This window comes from Chromobacterium haemolyticum (assembly GCF_002081825.1).
Classification (GTDB): Bacteria; Pseudomonadota; Gammaproteobacteria; order Burkholderiales; family Chromobacteriaceae; genus Chromobacterium; species Chromobacterium fluminis.
Window position 1 is genome coordinate 1 of record NZ_MUKU01000020.1, and the last position, 25,571, is coordinate 25,571.

Annotated in this window: 17 protein-coding genes; 12 read left to right on the forward strand and 5 right to left on the reverse strand. The window is 53.0% G+C overall.

Going from position 1 to position 25,571, the window contains the following annotated elements; translation table 11 throughout:
- Positions 1 to 159 precede the first annotated feature (159 nt).
- The 5 genes from B0T39_RS15255 to B0T39_RS15270 all read right to left on the reverse strand — a co-directional run bounded on the left by B0T39_RS15255 (position 160) and on the right by B0T39_RS15270 (position 12,122).
- A complete protein-coding gene (locus tag B0T39_RS15255) occupies positions 160 to 1,200 on the reverse strand; it encodes an IS481 family transposase (protein WP_081548062.1) in 1,041 nt (346 codons plus the stop codon).
- A gap of 139 nt (positions 1,201 to 1,339) precedes the next feature.
- Positions 1,340 to 8,083 carry a hypothetical protein gene (locus B0T39_RS15260; protein WP_141111247.1) on the reverse strand — a complete coding sequence of 2,248 codons (6,744 nt, stop codon included), beginning with the start codon at positions 8,081 to 8,083 and terminating at the stop codon, positions 1,340 to 1,342.
- A gap of 171 nt (positions 8,084 to 8,254) precedes the next feature.
- Entirely contained in the window at positions 8,255 to 9,001 is a 747-nt protein-coding gene (locus tag B0T39_RS25150) for a hypothetical protein (protein ID WP_141111248.1), read from the reverse strand.
- A 241-nt stretch (positions 9,002 to 9,242) separates the two neighbouring features.
- Positions 9,243 to 9,902: a DUF4255 domain-containing protein gene (locus B0T39_RS15265; protein WP_081548066.1), complete on the reverse strand. Its 660-nt coding sequence runs from the start codon at positions 9,900 to 9,902 to the stop codon at positions 9,243 to 9,245.
- A 9-nt stretch (positions 9,903 to 9,911) separates the two neighbouring features.
- The gene (locus B0T39_RS15270) at positions 9,912 to 12,122 is read right to left on the reverse strand and encodes an ATP-binding protein (protein ID WP_141111249.1); all 2,211 of its coding nucleotides are present in this window, start codon (positions 12,120 to 12,122) and stop codon (positions 9,912 to 9,914) included.
- A gap of 130 nt (positions 12,123 to 12,252) precedes the next feature.
- Here B0T39_RS15270 and B0T39_RS15275 point away from each other — a divergent pair, with 130 nt between their 5' ends.
- The 12 genes from B0T39_RS15275 (at position 12,253) to B0T39_RS15320 (ending at position 25,482) form a co-directional block, all read left to right on the forward strand.
- Entirely contained in the window at positions 12,253 to 12,702 is a 450-nt protein-coding gene (locus B0T39_RS15275) for a phage tail protein (protein WP_081548070.1), read from the forward strand.
- Positions 12,703 to 12,743: 41 nt separating this feature from the next.
- Positions 12,744 to 13,787 (forward strand): phage tail sheath family protein, encoded by a 1,044-nt coding sequence (locus tag B0T39_RS15280; protein WP_081548072.1) that lies wholly within the window; start codon positions 12,744 to 12,746, stop codon positions 13,785 to 13,787.
- A gap of 60 nt (positions 13,788 to 13,847) precedes the next feature.
- Entirely contained in the window at positions 13,848 to 15,542 is a 1,695-nt protein-coding gene (locus B0T39_RS15285) for a phage tail sheath family protein (protein WP_081548074.1), read from the forward strand.
- 152 nt (positions 15,543 to 15,694) lie between these two features.
- Positions 15,695 to 16,909, forward strand: a complete 1,215-nt coding sequence (locus B0T39_RS15290; protein WP_081548076.1) for a phage tail sheath family protein — start codon at positions 15,695 to 15,697, stop codon at positions 16,907 to 16,909.
- Positions 16,906 to 17,376, forward strand: coding sequence for a phage tail protein (locus B0T39_RS15295; protein ID WP_081548078.1), 471 nt, complete (start codon positions 16,906 to 16,908; stop codon positions 17,374 to 17,376). The genes B0T39_RS15290 and B0T39_RS15295 overlap by 4 nt, the downstream gene beginning before the upstream one ends.
- The gene (locus B0T39_RS25675) at positions 17,373 to 17,546 is read left to right on the forward strand and encodes a DUF5908 family protein (protein ID WP_176219567.1); all 174 of its coding nucleotides are present in this window, start codon (positions 17,373 to 17,375) and stop codon (positions 17,544 to 17,546) included. The genes B0T39_RS15295 and B0T39_RS25675 overlap by 4 nt, the downstream gene beginning before the upstream one ends.
- A complete protein-coding gene (locus B0T39_RS15300; RefSeq protein ID WP_081548080.1) occupies positions 17,543 to 18,259 on the forward strand; it encodes a CIS tube protein in 717 nt (238 codons plus the stop codon). The genes B0T39_RS25675 and B0T39_RS15300 overlap by 4 nt, the downstream gene beginning before the upstream one ends.
- Positions 18,256 to 19,890, forward strand: a complete 1,635-nt coding sequence (locus tag B0T39_RS15305; RefSeq protein ID WP_081548082.1) for a phage baseplate assembly protein V — start codon at positions 18,256 to 18,258, stop codon at positions 19,888 to 19,890. The genes B0T39_RS15300 and B0T39_RS15305 overlap by 4 nt, the downstream gene beginning before the upstream one ends.
- Before the next feature lie 120 nt (positions 19,891 to 20,010).
- The gene (locus tag B0T39_RS25155; protein ID WP_141111250.1) at positions 20,011 to 20,526 is read left to right on the forward strand and encodes a hypothetical protein; all 516 of its coding nucleotides are present in this window, start codon (positions 20,011 to 20,013) and stop codon (positions 20,524 to 20,526) included.
- Between the two features lie 158 nt (positions 20,527 to 20,684).
- Positions 20,685 to 21,113 carry a GPW/gp25 family protein gene (locus B0T39_RS15310; RefSeq protein ID WP_081548084.1) on the forward strand — a complete coding sequence of 143 codons (429 nt, stop codon included), beginning with the start codon at positions 20,685 to 20,687 and terminating at the stop codon, positions 21,111 to 21,113.
- Positions 21,113 to 21,532, forward strand: coding sequence for a hypothetical protein (locus B0T39_RS15315; protein ID WP_081548086.1), 420 nt, complete (start codon positions 21,113 to 21,115; stop codon positions 21,530 to 21,532). The genes B0T39_RS15310 and B0T39_RS15315 overlap by 1 nt, the downstream gene beginning before the upstream one ends.
- Before the next feature lie 23 nt (positions 21,533 to 21,555).
- Positions 21,556 to 25,482 (forward strand): hypothetical protein, encoded by a 3,927-nt coding sequence (locus B0T39_RS15320; protein ID WP_081548088.1) that lies wholly within the window; start codon positions 21,556 to 21,558, stop codon positions 25,480 to 25,482.
- Positions 25,483 to 25,571: the final 89 nt, after the last annotated feature.

The window sequence follows — 25,571 nt, forward strand, 5'->3', positions numbered from 1 at the left end:
CAGCATATTCCATTAGGGGCAGAGGCGACGGCCTCGTCAAAAGCCCGGATGTATGGCTGCAATCCCAACCTTGTTCTTGGCTTAAACAAAAAGATGGCTTGGCAAAAGGGGGCGTCCATGTATGACAGTCTCCCGTTTTGACGGCGCCTGGCTGTCAGATCAATTCAAGTTGTCTACCTTCTCCCTCCATTCCCGTTTGCCATCAATAAAGGTTTGTACGGGTGTGCGACCGCAACACATCTTGCCTTGGTGTGTGCGTTCCTGATTGTAGTAGACCAACCAAGTATCCAGATCGGCCTGTAGCTCATCGAGTTCCAGATAGAGCTTCTTGCGGAATGCCACCTGGTAAAACTCCTGCAAGATCGTTTTGTGGAAGCGTTCGCAGATGCCGTTTGTCTGCGGATGCCGCGCACGGGTCTTGGTGTGCTCGATATCATTTACCGCCAAGTACAGCTGGTAATCATGGGTTTCCGGCTTGCCGCAATACTCGGTTCCGCGATCTGTCAGCATACGCAATACCCCCATCCCATGCTCGGCAAAGAACGGCAACACCCGGTCATTGAGCAGATCCGCCGCGGTGATCGGCGTTTTGGTGGTGTAGAGCTTGGCAAACGCCACCTTGCTGTAGGTATCGACAAAGGTTTGCTGGTAAATCCGCCCGACACCTTTGATCGTGCCCACATAGAAGGTGTCCTGCGAGCCTAGATAGCCCGGATGCGATGTTTCAATCTCGCCATGCGCGACATCATCTTCTTGTTTGCGCTCCAGTGCCGCGATCTGCGAATCGGTGAGCACGATGGCTTGTTCAGCTACCAGATGTTCCAGAGCGCGTAGCCGCTGCTTGAACGATGCCAGGTCATGTCGCAGCCAGACTGAGCGCACACCGGAAGGGGAAACGAACACGCCGCGCTGGCGTAGTTCGTTGCTGACTCGCACTTGCCCATGCGCAGGCTGTTCCGTCGCATAGGCAACGACGGCCGCCTCTATGACGTCGTCTACGCGGTTCTTGGGATTGGGTTTGCGACGATTGGCATCGAACAACGCCTCGACGCCGCCATCAGCCACTGCGTTCTGGTAGCGGTAAAAAGTATCTCGGGACAGGCCCATTACCTTGCAGGCCTTGGAGACGTTGCCTAGCTCAGCTGCCAGGTTTAGCAGGCCAATCTTGTGTTTGATGATGTTCTGGTTGAAACTTGCCATGGGGTTACTCCTGCGCTTTCGCGCTGTCTTGATGAAGATTCGCACCTCTATCAAAACGGGTAACCCCACCTCTCGGCAAGGCCTGACTGTCAGATCAAGTCGGAACTTCTACAATTTAGTTTACCCGGAACACTTACATTCAAACAGCCCTCGGACCTAATACCATGGTTATTCTGTTGTACCCTTGAATACGTATCTCTACTATCTGTCTGTTAAACTCAGAATACGTGCTTAACATACGTGCAGTTGGCTGTACGTTGGGTGTGGTTAGCATTGCGTTAAATGCATCACTTGGCGGCTTAAGTTTTACCACTGCGCCTCCAGCCCATTTACTTTTGGGTAATATCAGATCCATTACTCTTTGCGTCTCCGTATTAGCGATCGTTTCCTGGGTGATATATTTTATGTTCTGCTGTAATTCCGGACTATCCTTTATAAACTCTCCCTGAAGTTCGTTCATGGGTAATGCATCGGGCTTATCTACGAGTTTTATATCCTTATCAAGCTTCCCCCACATCTCGTCCACAACGAGCACTTCGCCATTATCTGATACCCTGAACTCGTAAGCAGGTTTTTCGGCCGACCATACCTTGACATTAATATGCTTTCCAGGGATTTTGCTGACGTCCCCTTTATCATTCATAAATTCTACTGAATCTCTATCACTTTCTGGTGGTTTATACGATTCATATCTACTTGTATATCGTGTTGTAGTGTCTGGAGACACTTGTTTGCCTTGAGAGGTATAAAATTCATCATATTTCAGCTGGCCTTTCGTTTTTATATCCTCCCATTCCTGATAACGAGCACGGAAATGAGTGACGTTGCCGTGGTACCGTCCTTCAGTCGAAGTGAATGTTTTCTTTTTGTCCTCTATTGCACGGATTTCTTCTGCTTTTTCCAACTTTTCTTCCTTTGTGAATGCAGATATTTTTCTCTCTTTGTCCACTATATTACGTATCTCTGCTGCTCTATCTTGCAGCATTCCATTAGGTTCCTTGGGAGATTGCGGCCCAAATGTTAGCTGTTCAGAAACGGGGGGAGCGTGAGCTATGGCTGGCTTAGGTGCTACCATTTTGTTGACTGGAGGAAGAGGAGGTGGTTGTAGCATTTCATTATCGACGCCATTGCCGCTCCCCCTAATATCAAGCGTGAATGTTTCCTCTTCTCCTACTCCAATATGGTTCGTCTCACTCATTACTTTGGGCGATGACTTGAATTTAAATTCGTGAGCCTCTGAATTATAAATCCATCCGTAATCATGGGTAGCGGGGGGCTTAAATGCTGAAGGTATCCTGGCCTCAGCTGCCAAATCTACCGCACCTGTCGCAATGTCGTGCCCAAGCTGCAGGCTCGATATGAATGCTGCAGCATTACCCCCAATACGATCATCCGCGGTCATACCATCGATGCTATCATGTACGCCGATGACAATATTGCCAGCGCTGCCGATAACGGGCAGGTAGCCGAAGGAACTATTCCAAAATCCCTTTGCTGATTTCCAATTTTGCTGAGAAGATCCAAATACCTGAGTTTGATCGGCCCATTTAGCATTCTTTGCGTTAACAGCCTGGTACTTAGATGCAATACCATTGTCACCATCCGTTGCTAGGTTGCCATATTTCAACCCATATTCGCCCCCCCGCGACCTTGTATAATTAAATGTCTCTCTAACCGGAATTTGTTGATCTGAGACGAGATTGTAATACCCTTCGTACCGAACTTCATTTCCTCTAATCAAATTATCAAGAACATCACCCGCTTTGGGCCAATGGACATCTTTTCCTCCTTGGCTATCACTGGCATTGAAACTGTGAAGCAAGTTATCACGATTTTTTTCGGCCCAATTTGCAAAATCATCGTCCCCATGAATTTCGCTAACGGCACCGTTACGCAAATCAATCAACAATCCCTGATTGGGCCTATGCTCATAATTTCCGTCATACGGTGTGTAAGGAATAAATGCATACCCTGCCAGTGGATAGCCATATACGTTGGGAATAATAACTTGTCCATTGTGGTCCAGTGTCCGCGTCACTGCTGCTTGGCCTTCGGAACTCAATTGTTTAAAATTATCCTCATCGCGCAGCAGGCTTCCCAAGGTTGCCCGCAAAGTATGAGCATCCGCCTCCCCGGAGCGCCGGTCCAGTGTTCCCGTAGAGTCCCTCGTCGGTTTTGCTACATCTTCCTCCCAACGAGCTTGCAGTTTTTCGCCAATGGATTCTAAATCCTTGACCTTGCGCTCGTCTTCTGGTGATTTGAATTTCTCAGAAGAGAAATTTACTATGCCGCCTTTTTCTGGCTTATCGTGCACATGGAGACCCGCTGCGATTTCCCATGCCGCGTAGGTGCGCTCGGAGGTACCTTGCAGGTTTTTTGGCGAGTAGAGTCCCGTATAGGTCTTGTATGTGATCACGATCGGTTCGTTTGGATCGTACCCAGCTGCCATCAAGCCACCGCTGAAATAACCCGCGGGTGTTAGGAACGGTCGAGCGGTCAAAAATTTAACGTTTCTTTCAGCTTCGCTACCACTTTCTACGCTCGCCAATTGCGTTCTCACGCGATTGCCATAGGCATCTATACGCTGCTCCCGTTCCTGTTGGGAGAGAGATGAATCTGGCTGCATTTCGCTCGTCCCAAAGATCGTGGAAGCTTGAGATTGAATCGGACCCCACTGCGTTTCCTGAGGTAAGGGATTTTCATATTGCGACACACTTGTCCCGTCTTCCACGAATTCAAATGCCGGCCCTATTGTCCTGTCTTTCGAGAGACCCTCGAATCGCGTCCGGGATGTTTTTGTCCCGTCCTGAAGCAGTGATACAGACAAGACAGGCCGCTTGCCGGACAATTTCAGGAATCTTTCTCTCGCCCGATGAGACTTCAACTCAAGGTCATTGTAGGCGCTTTGCAGGCTCTTCCGCTCATAAAACGGTGTTTGCGGTGTGATTTTAGAATAATAGTCACGCTTATAATCTTCCGCCTTGGCAGCTGCTCGTTCCATCTTTTCTTCAGCCCGATGGATAGCGGACAATTTCAGGAATCTTTCTCTCGCCCGATGAGACTTCAACTCAAGGTCATTGTAGGCGCTTTGCAGGCTCTGCCGCTCATAAAACGGTGTTTGCGGTGTGATTTTAGAATAATAGTCACGCTTATAATCTTCCGCCTTGGCAGCTGCTCGTTCCATCTTTTCTTCAGCCCGATGGATACCGGACAATTTCAGGAATCTTTCTCTCGCCCGATAAGACTTCAACTCAAGGTCATTGTAGGCGCTTTGCAGGCTCTGCCGCTCATAAAACGGTGTTTGCGGTGTGATTTTAGAATAATAGTCACGCTTATAATCTTCCGCCTTGGCAGCTGCTCGTTCCATCTTTTTTTCAGCCCGATGGATATCTGCGTCGGTGATGGTTTTCTTCTTGCCGGACAATTTCAGGAATCTTTCTCTCGCCCGATAAGACTTCAACTCAAGGTCATTGTAGGCGCTTTGCAGGCTCTGCCGCTCATGAAACGGTGTTTGCGGTGTGATTTTAGAATAATAGTCACGCTTATAATCTTCCGCCTTGGCAGCTGCTCGTTCCATCTTTTTTTCAGCCCGCTGGATATCTGCGTCGATGATGGTTTTCTTCTTCTTCGGGGCTGCCGGCCCGGTTAAATCAGCATTATTCTCCGGCGAATAAAGGATACCGCTGTGTTCATCTTTGTCCATGCCATCCAATGGGCTGTCAATGAGTTTGTCACTCAAACCCATTGCTTCGGTCAAGGCGCTCTTCTGCTCCACACCAAGGCCCAGTAACCGGAGAATGAACTCGATCACATTCGACAGAATAGTACTATCCACAGTCCTTATGGATTTCAGGTGATCGATGAAGTCGCTCTCGCCGGAGTATAGCCCGGCCACGAACTCATCCATGCTTTCCAGGTAATGCAAAGTATTTTTATCATTCCCCTTATAAGCGTCCTTTGCTTTCTGGCGTAGGGCATCGATCTGTGCGGTCCATTGACCATGTTCTGATTCCGGATTCTCCCGTGCGTACCACAACTTATGTGCAGTCAGACTGTGGGCAATTTCGTGCATCCTTTCCCAGTCAGGTGAGTTAGCGCCTATCTTGATCGATTGGGTGGATAGATTGTAATGGGCACGCACCTTGCGGTTCGACTGCTCTATCTGAACATCATCATCGCCAAGCTGCGCCAGCAAGCGCTGTGCCATAGTCCGAATCTTTCGGTCTGAGGACTCATTTGCCATACGCTTCAACTCGTCTTTGGCGCTCAACCCAATGATATCCTCATCGCCTTCTTCTTTTTCACTCGCAACCTCCGATGTCGATTCGGGTTTTTCCTGTGCGGCATTGAGCAATGCGTCGGTATAGGCTTCGGCCGCCATTCTGCTTCCCACATCCAGCGCACTCCAGGGAGCTTCTCCTATAATATCCTTCGCTATTTGTTTTGCCGCACCTTTCAGCCCTCCCTCGTAAACATCTAGTGCAATCGAGGCAACCCCCAGCATCTCTGCCAGCCCCGGTGGAAGCGATAGCACTAGTTTGATTGCTGCTGTCTTAACACTCTCCCTTGCATATTCCCATTTCTCATCACTCACATCCCCCTCGCCACTCCGAATACCTTGTTGCCCCCTGCGGTTAATCCATGCCACTTTGGCTCCCGTAATGGCACCTTTAATGACAACTTTCATGGTAATACGCACAGGTAATGTGGCCAGATCCAGTCCCAGCTTTATGGGCAGGAAGGCCGCTGCCATAAAGCCCGTTCTGACCAGTTTTCTTCGCGACCAGTCTCTTATCGCCCGGTCTGTGCTTTTCATCCCTGCCAGTATCTCGGCCATGGTCACGGGGTAAAGTGTCGTGCCTTCAGCAGCATTTCTCACTTCAATTCGTAGCCGCTGAAGAAGACGTTCGCCGTCCGGGTCGGTGTCTTTGGACAACAGGGGAAGATAGTCCTTCAGCACCTCAAAGAACAAGATGTCATATTGCGTTTCGGCCTGCTCCCTGTCTTCCGGTGAAAGCTCTGCCAGATAGAGCTGTTTTTCCGACTCTGACAACACCCCCATCCGTCTTGCCAGCATGCCATGGCGAGAAAAGTTATTGATCGACCGCCCTGTCGCCTGGGTGATGCTGGTTTTCAGCTCATCTTTTACGTGCCCCAGATCCCGCGTCCATTTCACCACCTTCTTGTCTAACTCTTTACCACCCGCCACACCGTGTTCGGAAAGACGCACTGCAACTTGCTTCAGACCCTTTTCGATGCCAGCCAGTGTGTCGACAAACGCTTTTATCTGTGCATCAAAGTCACTGATGATGGACGCCGATTGCGGATCTTGAGGCGCCTCGCTTAATGGCGTTCTCAGCTGCGATAAAAAGGCGTTTTTCCCAGGATCCCCCGCCAGTGCCGTGAGGTTCACTAGCGTTTCCTGCAGCTGCTTTCTTGATTCTTCGGCTTTTTCCTTCCACCTGGCCGATTCAGCCGCCAGCTTCGCATCCAGGATCTGGTTGGCCTTCACCTGGGATAATTCATTACTGAGCCCACTGTCCAGTTCCACCGCATGTTGTAATGGACGGGCAGCCTGTTGCACTTTATATATATTAGATACGGTTTGCTGAATTTTATCCGAAAGGATCATGCCTGCCTGAAAGACCGCCTCGTTGGTTTTACGGGTTGCCTCATTCGTTTCGTAGTCATTGCCGTAGGGCAATGCATGTGCAGCACGGTGCTTATTTTTTTCTGCCTTATCAGACAACATGGCAAAAATATCCTTTACCCCCAGCGCTTTCTTCTTCCCCGCTTTTGCTGCTGTTATCAGGGGGTGGATGGCTTTTTTCGACAAGTCCTTTATTTCTTCTGTTACTTCTTTTTTTTGTTTGGGTAATTTGAAAGCATCGGGAAGCATCGCTGCCGAAGGCCGAATACTTTTCCCTACCACCTTAATGTCTTTGACAACCCTAGGCAAGACTTTACAGACATCACGGAGGTACTCGGCGAGCCTGTTGACCTCGTTGTCTTCATGTGTCTTCTTTGCATAATTATCGACCAGTTTTATGCCGCTCAGCAGTTTCTTCGCCTGGCCCGTCAGCTTCTCGCTCAGTGCTTCACGCTTCTGTCTCTCATCCCAGGTTGCCGAGTTCACTATTCTGCTAAATTTTATGTTCTCGGGATTGTCTTTGGTCAGGTTTCCACGTGTTTGAGCCTTGGCGTAGCTGCCCATGGAGCTGTCTGCATCTATTGGGGAAAGCTTATCGCGGAGATTACGGGAGGATTCCTCCAGAAAATCTTGCCATGATGAAAAATTTTCGTGATTGTCATTGGCGATTTGGATGAGATCCAGCGTCCCGGAGAGATACCCCGCCATCCTGTTGGCATGTTTAATCGCCTCATAATATTCCTGGGCATCTTCATCCCCCCCCTCCTCATGCAGGGCTAACTTGAATTTGACATATTCCAGGGAGTGGGCATACAGCCCTTTCTCTTTCTGGAACAGCCTGAGCTTATCCAAAAAGGCCTCTGCTGGCTGTCGCAGCTGCTCCACCCACCGCTGCAGCGGTTGTCTCAATGTTTGCATCGACCTCAGTTGTGACTGTAATGCATCGATGTCGGCGGCTTTGGGAAACAACATGTTGTGGCCGAACTGCTGAAATTCGAGGAACTCGGGAAGGTATTTGCTGAAAGTGGCCTTTAGGCGCGCCCTCGGCGCTTCCATGTCAGGTCCGGATGCCTCGCCAGGAGGCGTGGGGGGCAATGCCCACGGCCCCCCCCCCGGAGCGGACACCTGCTCAGTAGTGGAAGTATTTTCAAATCCTTCCTCTTCGTCCGATTCGGCGGATATTTTTTTTGATGTAACATCAGGCTTGTTTATAGCCTCATACACGAAATTCATTTAAGTACCTCTCGAGCATTTGAACAATCAATTTGTATTACCAAAAAAACAATTCTTCGAACAGTCCGCATCGGCCTGACTGAATCGCCCCGGCTTCTCTAGACACTTGTGAGCCGTTGGAAATATTGCTTCTCACACACTACTAATGTGTGATCGGGTAATCGAGACATATCAATCAAGCCCCTTCAAAACAGAGACAGTCAAGCCCAGTCTGAGCATCCATACTTTAAATTCATTGATGTCAGTGTCGTCGAGTGGGGTTTCATGGTAATTACTAGCTGACGATGGTTGCTCCGCCTTGTCGACCTTTTTATTCTCCTCGCTTTTGTTGATATTAATTTTCGATTGTAGCTCTTTTTTGTTTTCTGACGTCCAGTGGTTGCCGAGAGCCTGGGACGCTGTAGGTCCAATGTTCGCAGGTGTACTTGCCATTGACGAGTGAATGCTGTTATTTTGCGGAAGCTCATTGTAGAGTTTAAAAGCTGTAGTAGCGTTGCTTGTTAAATTCACGAGTAGCTTTATGAGTGTTGCTTTAGGAGGAGGCGTCGTATATATTTCTTCCGCTTCCCGTGAGCTATTTTTCAGATCATGTATGTTTAATCCCAGCAATGTTTTTTGGTTTTCCATTCGAATAGACGGCATATCATTTTCAATACCCGTGTCGTCACCATAGGCTGGTTGCTCGGATTTGCGTACTGTAGCGAGAAAGGCAGTAATGCCAGCAATGCTAGTGATGATGCCCGCCCACCCTTTTCTACCGAGATTGCAATTTGAAGAGTTGTTGTCGTTGTAGGTGTAGCTGTCGCTATTGATATCATCATCTGTCTCAGTTCTTTTAATATCGATTAGGGTATGGTCGACTTGCTCGTCGTTTTTCTTTTTAGAATCGTCTTCTAAAAGTTTTTTACTATCATGCATTTTGTGGTCTTGGTAAGTGAATGAAGCTGGGTTGAAATTGGCTCTATGTTGTGTTTGTTGCTTAAGATTTTCTCTTGTAAATGGGGAGTCAAGAGTATAAGATGCACGACAAGTTTTGGATGACGTTGTTTTAAAAGTTAGTCATGCATGAGCGCACTAGGGGGTGAGTGGTTATGGCGGCGGCCCGAAACTCTTTGGCCGTATATTCCTGGTTGTACCCTTTGTGCCGGTTTTAATTTGCCTATTCTATATTGTTTATTGCAGAATTTTTTTCTGGTGTCGATTTTTGCAATTCTAACCACCAGCCTGCTGCTTCTAATGTGTCATAGGTCTCATTCAGATCCGTTAGTCGTAGCGGCACCGTCACCGAGTAGTTAAGACAAAGCCGCGGCTTATTGCCCAACGCCTGCCAAAAATGACTCAGATTGCGCAACTCCTGCGGTGTGATCACTCGGGTGTAAGCGCCGGGCATCCCCTTCAATTCCCGATTGTTGACCAATGCATTCAACACCTGATTCATCGTGATCAAAGCCGGGCTGTCGTAATGGGAGGTGATGCCATAGCCCGCCGTTTCGGGTTTGGCTTCCCAATAGGTAATCAAATAGTCGCATTTGATATTGACCTGGCCGGCGGCCATGGCGCCGTTGTTGAACTGTCGGGTGATGCCGGTGCGCAGTTCCAGATCTTCTTGAATGCCATACAGAAATAGGCTGACGGTTGGCTGGGCTGGTGGAGTATCCGGGTCAGGCATATCGAAGCAAATCTTGACGGCGTCTCCGGGCAAGTAGGCTTTGACTGCGGCTTCCAGTTTCTGGTTGAGTGTCTCCAGCACTTTATCGCTGTCGATCCCGGGTTTATCGTTGAATGCGTTGGAGGTAGCTGTTGTGTAATGCGAATTCATGGGGTGTCCTTAATAGCGGGCGAGGCGGCCGGTTTTGGCCAGTTCGCGTTTGAGGGCGTGTTGGATGTGGGGCATGCCGATGTGTGGCTCGCCGGCATCGGCGGCCAGCCAGGTGGCGGCCAGCGCGATATTGCGGATATTGGCGCCAGTTACGTCCGCCATGGTGGCCAAGCGTTCAAAGTCCATGTCTTCGGCCAAGCGTACCTGCGTGGGCCAGGCGGCCTGCCATAGGCGGCGGCGGGTGGCATGATCGGGGTGGTCGAACTGGATGATGAAACTGAAGCGCCGGCTGAAGGCGTTGTCCAGATGTGAGCGATGGTTGGTGGATAGAATGATCAGGCCGCTATGGGTTTCCATGCGTTGCAACAGGTAGGCCACTTCGATATTGGCATGCCGGTCTTTGGCGTCCTTGCTTTCGCTGCGTTTGCCAAATAGGGCGTCGGCCTCGTCGAAGAACAGCACACCGCTATCCAGCGCCGCCAGATCAAAAATGCGCGACAGGTTTTTTTCGGTTTCACCGATGTATCTGTTGACGACTGTGGACAGGTCCACTTTGATCAGGTCCACCCCCAGCACGCTTGCCATCACTTCCGCCGCCATGGTTTTGCCGGTGCCGGAAGCGCCATGAAATAGGGCGCTGATGCCCAGTCCGTAATGCATCTTGTCGCCAAAGCCTTGCACTAGCGCATGCTCGCGTTGCTGGATGGCGGCACGCAATTCACTTAGTTGTTGCTGTAGCGGGACAGGGATGATCAAGTCGTCAAAACCGCGCTTAGGCTCAATACGCTGCGCCAATTCACCAAAGCTCTGCTGGCTGCGCCAGCGGAAAGCCTGGTGCAAGTCTGTGTGGCTGAGAAGAGCGAGGGGATCGCGCTGCTGACGATAGAGCTCCGCTTCTTGCAGGATAGAGGGCAAGCGTGGGGCGAGGATGGGGAAGCGTTGCGCCAGCGTGGTGAGTTCCACGTCGTCGGCTAGTGGGGTGCCCGTCAAGTGCATAGCCAAGACCTCCTGATCTTGATGCAGATTGCGGGGCGGCAGGCTCAACACCATTTGCGGTGCTTCGCCCAGCCAGCATACTGGCGCGGCGGTGTTTTGCAGCACGACAATGGGTGGGGAGCAAGTTTCCGCCAGCCTACCCAAGTGTGCGTAAAGCTTGGGGTGGTCTTTGGCCCACTCTGCTAACCCCTTCAGTACCAAGCATCCTGCGTGCAATTGCACCTCGCGCAAAGCGGCGGCCAGGAGCGGAACGGCATCATTTTCGTTCTTGGGCAAACGGGACAACTCCCACTCCAGCGCCGGCATATCAATGGATTGGGCCGCCTTAGCCACCAAAGCAGATCGGCCGCTGCCAGGCATGCCCTTCAAGCTCAGCCGCATTGACGGTTGTCGCAGTGCGGTTTGTAGTTGTTGCCGGCAAGGTTCCAGCGTACTTGCCAAGTGTGTGGGCGCTTGCAACCAACGACAGCTAGAGCGTAGTTCGGTGGGCAGGTAGTCATGCCCAATAAGATAGTGATGCAGGCTTGGCTCCAGCTTAAGCAAGGCTTTGCTATGGGTTTGCGGGGTGCCATCGCGGGGGTGTGACAGTTGCAATAAGCCATGCCGTAGCAATGGGGCATCCGGAAGCAGGCTAGCGACGTGACGCGCCTGCAATATTGGCGGTGGGCAGAGCACTTCCAGCGCAAACTGCACGGTGGGGAGAATCAGGCGGCCATGTCCCTGTACCTGGGCAAACTGGTCTTGATACTTCGTGTCGATAGCGGGCAATAGCGCTAGTAGCAGTAAATCCCGCTCTAGCGGGTTGAGGCCAAAACGCCTTACTAGCAGGCCTAGCCGAGTGTCGGCCTGCTCATCTTGTAGCTCCTCCGGTGCTTGCCAATTGAGCCGCGCCTCCAGCCACGGAGGTGGGGTGTCTTCATCGTCATATGGCCAGTCTGTTTCTAGGGCTGCGGCTTCTTGCTGTAGTTGTTGGCAGCGGGTTTGCAGCAGATGGTCTATGCGCTGGATCTGCGCCAGCAGCAAGACATAGTTGTGGTCAAACCGCTTATCCGAAGGGGTTTCGGATGTGTGGAAGCTCATAAGCAAGTGCTCGATGTAAAGGGTTGGGAAGTGTTTCATTAGCTCGCTTCTAGCGATGGAGAAAGAAGGGGCTGTGCGATTAGTGTCGGGGTTTAGGTTGGATGAGGGAGAGAGGAAGTCAGATTTCTGAATATTGGGAGGCAAGAGAGGTGATGGGGGCGAAGATGGGGACCGTTCCAATCGCCAAATGATTTGGCAGGCGAATGGACAGGTCGTTACTCCTTAATAAAGGCAAAAAACGACATCACCCACACTCATTGCAAGGAAATAAACTATGGCAACAGCGTCTGAGCAAATTGCAAGCGCATATCCGATTCCAACCTACCGCTATCGTGTGACAGTGGGTAATGAGGAAATGGCTTTCTCGGCTGTGTCCGGCATGGAAATCTCTCATGAAACCATTACTTACAAAGATGGCGTAGGTGGCAAATATTATATGCCGGGCCAACTTGCTCCGGTCAATATTTCACTCAAGCGCGGTGTGGTGAAAAGCAAGAGCCAGCTGTATGAGTGGATTAAGTCCATCTCGCTGAATCAGGTGGAAAAGAAAGATATTTCTATTAGTCTTACCAATGAGTCGGGTAGCGAGTTGCTGATTACCTGGAATGTGGCTAATGCCTTTCCCACCAAGCTCACCGCTCCAAGCCTGGATGCTACCAGTAATGAAGTGGCAATCGAAGAGATGAGCCTGATGGCGGATAGTGTAACCATCCAGTTTCATTGATCCTTCTCTTTAATTATTAATTCTGCTGAAAGCGAATTTTCATGCCTGTTATCCCGACTTATCCCGGTGTCTATATCGAAGAGCTGGCTAGCCAATCTCTGTCCATTGTAGGTGGTGCAACTGCAGTGCCGGTGATTGCAGTTAAAGACGAAGAAAAAAATATTCAGGGTGTAAACAAAATTGCTTCTTGGCTGGAGTTTATGGCCAAAGTGCAGGTCTTTGATCCGAATGATGTCCTGCATGTTTCGGTTAAAACTTATTTCGAAAATGGCGGCGGCTACTGTTATCTGATTCCTGTTAAGGAGTTGGAGGCAGAAGTGCCCAAACTAGACGATGTCACATTGCTGGTGGCGGCTGGCCAAGATATCGAGAGCGCCGCCAGCAAGCTGTGCGTAGCGGGTGCCTGCCGGTTTGCCATTCTGGACGGTAAGAACGACGCGAAGCCGGAGGCGCCGGATTCCGCCATCGGGGCATTTGGCGCTGTGTATTACCCGTGGTTGAAGGCGGATTGGACCGAGAAAGAAATTCCGCCCAGCGCGGCCGTGGCTGGTGCTTATTGCACGGTGGATCGTGAGCGTGGCGTGTGGAAAGCGCCGGCGAATGTGGCGCTTAAAGGCGGCGTTAAGCCGAAGTACAAGGTCAGCGATGCCACCCAGGGTGAGCTCAACAAAGGCAAAGCCTTGAACATGATTCGCGAATTCCAAGGCAGCGGCACGCTGATCTGGGGCGCTCGTACGCTGGAGGACAAAGACGACTGGCGCTATGTGCCGATACGCCGGCTGTTCAACAGCGTGGAAAAGGATGTTGCTAAAGCCATGCAGCCCATGGTGTTTGAACCCAATAGCCAGGCGACTTGGGAGCGGGTGCGTGGCGCCATCGATAACTATCTGCGCAAATTGTGGCAACAAGGGGCTTTGCTAGGAGATAGCGAAAAAGAGGCTTACTTCGTGCAGATCGGCAAGGGTGTCACCATGAGCGACGATGACATCAAGCAAGGCAAGATGATTGTCACGGTAGGTATGGCGGCGGTGCGTCCGGCGGAGTTCATCATTCTGCAGTTTACCCAGAGCTTGAACCAGGGCTAAGCGGCAAGGGCGCGGGAGGACTGTGTCACCCCCGCGTCAACATTGACAAGGAGAGAAGCCATGGGCGCACCAGGCGTGATTGTTAAGGAAACGGCAGCAAGGTCGCTGTCGGTGCAGGCGGGGGCCACAGCGTTGCCTGTGTTTATTGGCAAGTTCAAAACTAAGGATGAGTTGAATAAGCTGGAGGCAGGTCAATGTATTCCTATCCATGATTGGCTGTCATTTAGTCAGAAATTTACCAAAGTTGCTGCTGAAGTTAAGTTTGCAGGCCAGTCCAAAGCTAAAGGACTACGCAATAGAGTTAGCAAGAGTGAAGCGGGAGAGGTGGGCGTAAAAGAAATAAAGGGAGAGGCGTCTGTTTTTAAGGGGGAGGCGTTTTTTTTTGAGATTGTGCTGAATCAGAAGCCTGCTGATGATGGAAATATGTGGGTGGCTTTGGGGAAGGTGGAAAAGGAGGCTGTCAAAGATGCCCGGCTGATTGTTGGCGATAGAGAGCTTGTGCTTGAATTTGCTTCTTCTGCGGGTGGCCTGATTTCTGCGTCTGCGCCGTTGCCCAAGGATATGGGCAATGTCAGACTTCGTCTGAAGCTCGAGACAAAGACAGAAGAGGCTGATTTTTCTATTAAAGCAGCCGTTTCGAAAGATAGGCCGGAGGGTGCGGGTTGGCAAAAAAGCATTGCAGCCAAAGTGGTGCCTGTTGATGGTAATGTGGAAGCCGATATGTGCTTCAACTATTACGCTATCCAGCATTACTTCCAGAACGGTGGGGGCCCGTGCTACCTGCTGCCATTGTTGAGCAATGAAGAAAGTGAGTTGAGTGAGCTTCCTAAGGTTATCCAAACTCAGGCGCCTGATGCTGCTTTGCTGGTTTGCCTGGAAAGCGGAGAAGTCAAGAAGGCAGTTTATTCAAAATTGGATACCTTGTTGAAAAACCAACAAGGCTATTTTTTGATTGCAGATAGCCAAGAGAAAAGTGAGGCACCAAACACTACGCTTTGCCAAACCGCTAGCTACTATCCTGCGCTGCTAACTGATTTCTGTGCGGAGCTGCCGGCCGATATAGACATTACGCTTGATGGCTATAAAAGTAACGAAGGTAAGAAAATAGCAACGCTGGATGGGTTGAAAGTCATTAACCCAGATGCCCATGCCTTTGTTGTTGAAAAATTGGCTACCCAGTTTGGCAACGAGTCCATCACGCTGCCGGCCAGCGCCGCGGTGGCGGGGTGCTATGCACGCAATGATAGAGAGCGCGGTGTATGGAAGGCGCCAGCCAATATTGAGCTGCATGGGGTGCAAGCGCCAAGCGTAGTGGTGACGAATGAGGATCAGGATGGCATGAACGCTAAAGGTATCAATGCCATCCGTGCATTCAACGGGCGAGGTACCTTGATCTGGGGCACGCGTACCTTGGACGTGGATGGTGATGACTGGCGTTACATCCCGGTACGCCGGCTATTCAATAGCGTGGAGCGGGACATCAAGAAAACCGTGCAAGTCATGATGTTTGAGCCTAATAACCAAGCTACTTGGGAACGAGTGCGCGGCGCCATCGACAACTATCTACGCATGCTGTGGCGGCAGGGCGCTTTGCAGGGCAACAGCGAGCAAGAGGCTTATGTCGTGAAGGTCGGCAAGGGTGTCACCATGGATAAGCAGGATATTCAGCAAGGCAAGATGATTATCGAAGTGGGCATGGCGGCGGTGCGTCCCGCGGAGTTCATCCTGTTGCAATTCAGCCAGAATATGCAGTAAGTCGGGCAGGGCGCTGTCCCTGCCCCCCATTTCCTAAACGCTCCCTTCACTAAGCTTGCGAGGCCCGGCCCTGTGTCCGGCATCGTAGGGGTTGCTGCGCGCAGTTTTCATTGCGTGTCCGTGGGTAGGGGGTGTCGAGCAAGGAGTTAATCATGTTGAGGCCCATGCCCGGCGTGGATGTTTCAAATAAGGTGGTGTCCTTGGCCACACCGCAAAGCAACAGCGCGGTGCCAGTCTTCATTGGGTATACCCAGAAAGGAGCGGCCGGACGAATGGTTGCTATTGTCTCCTGGGAGGAGTTTCTGTCCATCTTCTGCGAGAAGGATTTCTCGCAAGAGGATAAGGCGGAACTGGAGGAGTCTGCGCTATACCAATCGTTGCGCTTGTATTTTGACAATGGCGGCGGAGAGTGCCATGTGCTTTCCGCTGGCTTGACCAGCGGTATGGGGGAAAGCGCCAGCGCTATTTCGAAGCAGCTGATCGCGGCGCTGACAGGCCCCGCGCTGACAGAAGACAACTCAGTGACCTTGCTGTGCGTGCCGGACATCCTGTTGCTGAATCAGGAGCCGGATTTTAAGCGCCCGTGGCGTGATGTGTGGCAAGCGATGCTGAATGTCAGCCGCGCCCGGCTAGGTTGTTTCGCGGTGCTGGATTTGCCGGGCTTGCCAACGGATGCCATTGGGGTGTTGGACGGTGCAGAGGCGTTGGATAACTTGGAGTTCGGCGCTACCTACTGGCCGCATCTTGAGTGCATGTATTTGAAAGGCGGGACGCGTGTGCTGGCGCCGCCGTCGGGAGTCATTGCCGCACAGGTGCAGCGTACTGACCGTGAACGTGGGGTGTGGAAAGCTCCGGCTAATGAGGCCTTGCAGCAGGTGCTCAAACCGCAATACACGTTGCGGGAGGGGGGGGAAGTGCTCGAGCAAGCATTGCCGGTCAACCTGATACGTTCTTTTGCCGGCCGCGGCGTACGGGTATGGGGGTGCCAGACCATGACCCCGTCGACTACCTCTCCATGGCGCTATCTCCAAGTACGTAGGCTGCTTGGCTATGTAGAGGCTCAGCTGTCCGCGCTGGCGCGTTTTAGCGTATTCGAACCCAATAACGAGATCACCTGGCTCAAGCTCAAAAGCTTGTGCCGTAGTTGGTTGCGTGAATTGTGGCTGAACGGTGCGCTATACGGCGCCAGTGAGGATGAGGCATTTCGTTTGTTTGTTGGCCTGGGCGAGAGTATGAGCAAGGACGACTTGCTGGCTGGGCGGCTGATCTTGCGCGTGGAACTATCGGCTTTGTACCCGGCGGAATACATCACGTTGAATCTACGCCTCACCATGATGGAACCGCAGGTTAGCAAGGAGCCGGCATGAGCGCATTGGCAAAGCTATTCGAGCCAGAGGTCTCCCACCGCTTCCTGGTCACCTTTTTCTTCAAGGGGCTGCCCAGCCCGCTGGATATCCGCTTTCAGCGAGTGTCTGGCTTGAGCAAGGGTGAGCTAAGCGTGAGCCCGCAGCATCAAGGCGGCGTCAACGCGACCAATCTTTACTTGCCGGAGCGCGTAAGCCATCCGCCATTGGTGCTGGAGCGGGGCGTGATGACGCCAACGCCACTGTCGCTGGCGTTTGACTATGTATTGAGCGGCATGGATACCGCGTATGTCGATGTGGTGATCATGTTGTTGAACCATCAATCGCTACCAGTCTGCAGTTGGACGGTGACCGATGCCTTGCCGGTGAAATGGCAAACCGGTGATCTGGACGCCAATAGTAATGCTCCGCTAGTCAACCGTATCGAACTGGTTTACCGCGACATGCAATGGTTGGGAGCTAAAGCATGATTGAGATTCAGGAGTTGATTATTCAGGCGCGCGTGGAGGACGGCGCTCCGGTTCCGACCGCAGGGTGGCCGCAGGTGGCGGCGACTCCGGCCGAACAGGAGGCCTTGATCGAACGAATCGCGGCACAGGTGCTGGCGAGCCTGAGGGACCAACAGGAGGATTGGGCATGAAAGGTCTTCTAGAGTTTGGATTGTCCAAACTGAAAATATGTGCTTATAAGGACCGTGAGCATCAGGTCAAGCTGGGTGAGATGCAGGTAATGTTTAACCCAGAAGCTTTGGACTTGAGCTATGGCATTGATTACGACGCGGACAACTATCTCAACGGCTCCATCAGCGTCAATCATTTCAAGAAGGTGCGGCCCGGTGAGTTGCAACTGGAGTTGTTATTTGATGCCAGTTTGCCAGGCAATAAGCCATCGGTGGAGTCGCAGCTGGCGGCACTGCAATCCCTTTGTTGTGAGACAGCACCAGGCACCTTGGAGACCCCCTATCTCAAAGTGGAGTGGGGCAAGATGCATTGGCATGGTCGGGATTATTTCGCTGGCCGCGCGGTGTCTTTGCAAACCCGCTACACCCGATTCGATCGCAAGGCCAAGCCACTGCGCGCCACGGTTCGGCTAACGCTGAGCGCAGACAATAGCCAGCCTCTGAAGCGGGCGGAGCTGGCCAAGCTGACCGAGAGGCAGGCCCGTTGCACCTTGTCCGATATGTCCTGCTTGCCTATGGTCGCGGCCACACTGGCCACGGCGGCCGGCACCGCCGGCGCCTATAGCTATCTTGCGGTGGCTAGTGCCAATGATCTGGACAGTTTGGACGCTGCCCAGCCTGGCGATACGCTGATAGCGCCGGCAGAAGTTGATCACTTGGAGACAAGAGCATGAGTGATCTGTACAAGGGCAAGGGGCAATCCGCGCCACCAGACATCAAGCTACTGTTTGGCACGGCCAAGCAGCCGCTGAAGACGTTGGCGCTGCTGAGCCTGAAAACTCGGCTGGCGGCTAATCAGATTCCCAATGCCAAGCTGGTGCTTAAACAACCAGGCGCTGCGATGGGCAATATTGATCAATTTACGGCGGATGCCAAACTCAGCCAGCCTGGTACGCCGGTGGTGATTCAATTTGCGGATGGCCGTGTACTGTTTTCCGGCGTTGTGGCAGAGCAGCACTGCCGTCAAACCCAGGCTGGTAGCGAAATGACTTTGCGCCTGTGCCACCCCTTGCAAGGGGCGCAGTCCAGCCATGCTAGCCAAGTTTTTGTCCAGCAAACTGACAAGATGGTGCTCAAGCAGTTGCTTCAGCGCTACCTGGAGAGTCAGAGCAAGATCAGTGGTCTGCCAGAGTTCACGCACCCGCAACTGGTGCAATATGAATGTTCGGATTGGCAATTCATCAAGGCGCGCCTGTTTGCCAATGGCGTTTGGTTATGGCCGGACGCGGAAGGCGGTGTCGCTATCATGCCGCCACAGTTGTCCGCTGCCAAACATACCTTGGTTCGTGATGTCTCCGCGCAGGCAGGGGTGTCTGGTCATACGCCTTTAGTGGAAGCGGCGGACTGGACATTTAATAGCCGGGAACTGATTAAGAAAATCGACTTCACCACCTGGAATGCGGGCAGGCAGCAAGCGCAAACCCGTCAATCCAGCTCCACACTATTGGGCAGTGGCGCGTGGGATGCCAAAGCCTTGGCCAATTTGGGGCCTCAGGCTCAATCATTTCACACTTCATGCAATCTGCAGGACGGCGAACAGTGCGCTTGGGCGACTGGTCGCCTGTTGGCGCTACAGGCTGCCAGCGTGCGCGGTCGCTTTACCGTCGCTGGCGGCATCGCTTACCAATTAGGCGACACTCTGGAAGTTAAGGGTTTTGGTGGGGCCTTTGATGGTAAGGGCGTGATCAGCGGTATTGAGCACCAACTGACGCCAGGCCGTTGGCGCACCACTCTTGCCGTAGGTTTGGATTTGCCAGCAGAAGCGGACCTGCAACTGCTGCCGGAGGCCCCTGGTTTGCAAATCGGCGTAGTGGCTGACTATCAGTCCGACCCGGACCGGTTGGACCAGCTGCGGATCAAGGTGCCAGCGCTGGGCGAGGAGCTATGGGCCCGCTTTGCCTCCCCTTACGCCAGCAAGGACAGCGGCGTGTGCTTCTACCCGGAACCGGGCGACGAAGTGGTGCTGGGCTTTTTTGGCGCCGACCCGCGCTTTCCGGTGGTGCTGGGCTCCATGCACAACCCTAGACAACCGTCTCCGATCGACCCGTTGAAACACCGCCAGCAGCGCGGATTGATTCTGCAAGCCAACGGCACCGTGCAACAGCTGCTGTTCGACGGCCAGGCCAAAAGCGCTGTGCTGCAGTCTGATCAGGACAGGCTGACGCTGAAAACGGGCATTACCGCGGACAGCCCGCAAGACATACGGGCCAAGGGTAAGAATATGGTCTTACAGGCCGAGGCCAAGCAGGAGTTGAGCGGGCAGCAGGTCAAGGTGAAGGGCAGCAAGGTGGATGTGGGGATGTAGTGTTGGTATAGGGAAATAAGCTGTTTAGAGGATGGGCGTTCGAAATGGATTGGACGATATTTTATAGGCCAAAAATAAAAGTGCTGCTGGGCCGAGCTTGGCTTTGATGGGAGGTGAAGTATGTATGATTTTGATATAAAAAAAGAAGTTTTCTTTACCGCGGAAGAGAGTGATTATGTTACGGCCGATGAGTTGCGTGATCAACCAATTGCCAGTCGGAGTGTGCTAAGTAATTTTCCTACTGTTGATAAAGCGTTGCAGAAAAGAAATAGAAAAAAACGATTTTACAAGGAAAAGGAGGTGAGGCTGCGGGAGGATCAGCCGCCTCAGTCGGATAGTGCCGCATCATGGAGATTTGATGACGACATTCCCCGTAAGGCATTTGATTGTTCCAAAATTAAATCGGTTCCTTCGAGTGCGATGAGAGAATATCACCGTTGGAGGCAGCTGATTCAGCAAGGCAAGCATCCAAAAGAAGCTGCGAATGAGGTGGGTGATACTCATTATGAGATGATAAAGCAAAGAGCGGGTGTTGATATTTTTTCAATTAGATTGTCGCAGCAGCACAGAGTTTATTTCCAAATAAACGATCGTGTTGTTAAGGTGCTAAAAATAGGTGGACATGGCTTTCCTTGATTGGGCTTTTTGATGGCCACATGTAAGAGTATTTCGGAAATAGTTCATTGTTTTGCCGTTTGATTTTACATGGCGTCATGGCTAAATGCTATTTGGTTTTTGTCATGCTGTCACGGTTATATTTTCTCAATTTTTTAGCCTCAATTAGGAATGCTATCATGACTAATGCCACCACCGGCCGTCTTGGCCGCGGTTGGGCGTTTCCGCCTGCCTTTTCCATTTCTGAAACCTATTGCGGTCCCGATATGGCCGTTGACCTGGACGACATTTGCCAGAGCTTGGAGATTCTGTTCAATACCCTGCCAGGTGAACGCATCATGCGTGCAGACTATGGCTGTGACTTGAATGCCTATCTGTTTGAAAACATCAGCGAAGACCTGTTGGCGGATATACGTCGCGCCATCAGTGACAGCGTATTGCGCTACGAGCCACGGGTGGAAGTGCTCAGCGTGGTGGCGGAACAAAGTGAACAAGAACCCACCCGGTTGAGGGTCTCACTCAACTATCGCGTACGTGGCTCGGAGGATGTCAGTCAGTTTACCGGCATGCTGGACATGCTCAATGCCGAGGGAGGGCGCCTCCGGTAATGGATATCGTCATTGTTGATAAGGACCTGCTGCAATTCAAGCCGATGTTCGGCAACCGCAAGGTCATTCCCACTGGAGCAGCGCTGATTCGCGGCAGCGCCCTCCCCACAGTGCAGGGACGCAAGGTGTGCTTGGCGGGCGATGAGAAAAAAGTACAGATCAATGCCATCTACACCACGCCCACCCACACCATCCCCGGTGCCGGCGTGATCACTATTAGCAGCTTGATGCCCAATCAGCAAGCATTGCACGTCAACAGCGGCGCGGCGTGGCTGTTGAAGGGCCAGCAGTTCATCGCCCAGTTCCGCCCCACCAAGCCCGCCCAGATGCCTCCGCCGGCCAACACGCCTGATGTGCTTGATCCCAGTATTTGTCTGGGACAGTTCATCCCCAGCCAATTCGTCGTGCGCGCAGGCTGAAAGCAATAGAAAGCTCACTCATTATGTTGAACCTGAACCAGATATTCGATGGTGCGGCCTTTGCGCTGGACCCGCGCAGCATTGAAGAAACGCTGCGCAATTTCAAAGCCTATGTCGCGTTGATCCCGTTTGACGCTGACAACTATTGGGACAAGGTCTTCTTCCCCCATGGCGACGACGATATTGCCATTCTTGCGGCGCGCTATCGCTCACCCGAACTGGCCGATGGCGAGCTGCCTCCGCAGCAAGGTTTTTTGTTGGCCTTTCTACGGCAATTGGAAACCCCTAAGGCATTGCTCAATGACTTGCCTGACCGACACCGCCAGCTCTACTACCGCGAGCTACTGGGCCTCACTCCGCACACGGCACAGCCCGACCAAGTTGCGGTCTCCTTCGAACTCTCGTCCGGTGTGGTGGAAACCCTGCTGCCCGCCGGCACCGCGCTGGACGGCGGTCAAGATAGCCAGGGCCAGGCATTGCGTTACCTACTGGACGCACCATTACAGGCCAATGCCGGCCGGCTGAGCGGACTGCATTGGGCGCGCCCCGCGAAAGAAGGCGTGCTGCGCCATACCATCCAAAGTGATGCCTTGCCATTTCCTGAGGGCGGTGTGCGCCTGTTTGCCGCTCAAGACCAGGAACAGGTCGCGGCCACCGGCCGGGTCGTCGCGGCGGAGATTCTGGCGCTATCCAGCGGCCAGCGTACCTTCAGCGTCACCTTCGCTGAGAAGGTTGGCGCGGGCGAGTTGCGGGCGGCGGTCAGCACGGATAAGGGCTGGCTGAACCTGCCCACCGTGACGCTGGTCGCGGATGACAACAGCGCTGTCTTTACCCTGGCTGCCGACCAGGCCGCCATCGTTCCGCCACAAGGGCTGGACGGTTTTAACGACCCGGTGCCGCTGCTCAAACTCAGCCGCGCGGATGGCAAGGAGGTGCCGGCGGTCACCAAAATCGAGGCCAGCACCACCCAGCCTAGTGACATCGTCTTTAGCACTCAGGACGGCGTCGCCCAGCCAGACCAACCCTGCCTGCCATTTGGCGCCGAGCCGCTGCAGGGTGCCTGCGTGCGGCTGATGGCGCCGGATTGGTGTCGCAAGTCGCAAGCCATCACCGTGACGCTGACGCCGGAGTGGCAACAGCTGCCCGAGAAGGATTTCAAAGGCTGGTATCAAGGCTACACCGGGCAGCCAGCGAACAATGAGGCTTTCACGGTCACACCGCAGCAACTTACCGCCAATGGGTGGGAGACACTAAAGGGGAGTGAGAGCCTTGCGTTGTTCGAGGCCGGTAACGGCGCACCTAAGGGCATGCCTCTGAGCTTCTGCTTCCCCCCGCTGACGGGCGCCATCGTTGACAGCGCCGACCCCACCCGTTGGAACAGCCAGTTGCGCCTGGTTCTGGAGCCGCAAACCTTTCTGCACCAGGAGTATTGGCAACAAGTCAGCGCGGGCGAAACCAAGTTGAACCCGCCCTACACCCCGCAGTGGGCTGGCTTGGCGATTGCTTATGCCAGCGCTCAAGACATTGCAAGCAGCGCGCAATACCGGCTCACCCCCTTCGGCCACCAGGCCGCGGGCGACACCGTGGGCGCGCCGGCACAGCCACAACTGTATCTGGGCCTGGAGGCGATGCAAGCCGGCCAGCAACTATCGCTGTACTGGAAGTTGCAAAGCCCGCAGCCGCTCAGCATGGACTGGCAATACCTGAACATCGACAACCGCTGGGCCCCGCTCAATGCCAGCGTATTGGACAAGACCGGCGGCCTGTTCGAATCCGGCCTGTGGTCGGCCACGCTGCCGGCCGATGCCAGCGATCAGGCGGCACAGATGCCGGCCGGTAGCCACTGGCTGCGTGCGGTGATGACGCCCTGCGCTCCTTCCGGTGGCGCCGAGTCGGATTATCCACAACTGCAAGGCTTGCTGGCGAATGCCATGACCGCCACGCTGGCCGAGGTGGATACCGTGGCGGTGGACCACTTTGCCCAAGCCCTGCCCGCCGGCAGCGTGACGCAAACCGTCGAGTCCCTTGCCGGCCTGGCTGGCATGACGCAGGCTTGGCCATCGCAGGGGGGGCTGCCGCCGGAAACGCCGGATGATTTCAACCGCCGCGTGGCGAGCCAACTGCAACACCGCGGCCGCGCGCTGCGCCGGAACGACTTGCACGCGCTGTTGAGGGAACAGTTTCCGGAAGTGGGCGCTGTCATTCTTCCCGAAGACGCCGGCACGCCCGGCGAGCAAGCGCTGATTGCGATCCCGGCGGCCGGCCTGCGTGATAACGACGATGCGAGACGGCCGGCTTTCAACCCGGCCCGCCTGGCGCGGATGAGCGCCGCGATGCGGCAGCGCACTTCGCCGTGGGCGGAGATCTCCGTGAAAAACCCGCAATATCGCATCGTGGATGTCTCCTATCAGGTGGAGTTTGTCGCGGCGGTCAGCGACGACTATGGCTATCGCCAACTGAGCGAGGCCTTGTCGCGGCAATACATCCCATGGGCTTGGCAGCAGGGGGAGTCCATCCAGGTAGGCAATCAGCTGGATTACTACCAACTGCTGCACACCATACAGGCACAGCCTTACGTCAAGACCGTCACCGCGTTGACCTTGGATGGCGGGCAGCAAAGCGTGCAAGCCCTGCCGGGCGAGGTATTGCTGCCGGGCATGCCCGAGACGGGCGGGATCTCCGGCTTCAGCCTGACACCGGTGGGCGAAAAGCGGCTGCGGTTTAGCTGGAATAAAAACATGGATGCCGAGCGTTATGCGCTGTATGCCGGGGACAGCTGTTTGGCATCGGACCTGACCGGTCATGAGTATACGCTGCCCTTGGATACTGCCTGGCAATACCCGGAGGGAACCGTTTTTAAACTGGGTGTGGAGAACAACAATATTGAGGCCCCCATACCACTATCTCAACGCCATCTTCGTGGTATGCGCGCTATTTTAACGCCAAGCGATATGGCAATAGATGCAAGTTATGGACAGGCCCTTGCTCTTAGTTCGGATGGATGTGTGGCTGCTGTATCTGCGCCAGCCCTGAAAAATAATTTAGGCGCGGTGTATCTATTTAAACGTGAAAACGATGGCTGGAAGCAAGGGCAGAAATTGGTTGGTATGGAGCCTCAAGGTCGTTTTGGCGAGAGTGTCTGCTTGAGTGGGGATGGTCGACGGCTGGCTGTTTCGGCTGCTGGTGCGTCACAAGGTGGAAGAGTATATATTTTTGATGTGGGTGATGGAGAGGTCTATGTAAAAACTCATGAATGGGACGGCGTGGGAAGTACGCAGGGAAGCTCTCTTTCCATGAGCCGGGATGGCAAAAGAGTGGCCGCTTCCGCTCAAGGTGCGGATGAAAAGTGGGGGGTGTATTTTAGCGATTTTAATGGCGGCGGGTGGAGTGATTTTCAAGGTGTTGATTTAGAAAGTAATGATGCCAGTAATCCAATGGTTCGTATCAGTGGGGATGGCTCTGTTTTGGCGGTAGTGGCCAAAATGGATCAACCATGTACTGTGTATAGAATGTCAGGTAATGACTGGGAAAAAGACAACGAAGAGGATTGGTTTGCAATGAATCATGGCTATTATCCTGGTTCCATTCCAATGGATTTTAGTGGGAAGGGTGTCGTGATTCGTGGCCATGAAGGTACATCGAAAGGGGTAGTTTATATTTATAACAAAAAATCAGATTGGACAGAAGTGAAGTGTAAAAGCCATGAGTGTGACAAGGATTATAATCGCTTTGGTAGCGGTATGAGTGCTATCGCGGATAATGGTTATTTTGCCGTGACATACGATAATGATAACTCCTGGAATGGTTTCGAGATTTGGCATGTGGATGATGCAAAGTTTGTGGCTGCTATTGAAATGGCTGCAGAAAGAAGCCAAGCAGGCGCAGCGGCTCTGGATGGCGCAGGGAAGGTCGTGCTGATTAATACGGGAAAAGAGATTGCCGTTTATTAAAATTGTAATGATTGCTCCTATTGAGTCTCGGCTCGGTAGGGGCTGTCATACAGCATGGCTCATGATTAACTGCACGGCCTCATTATATA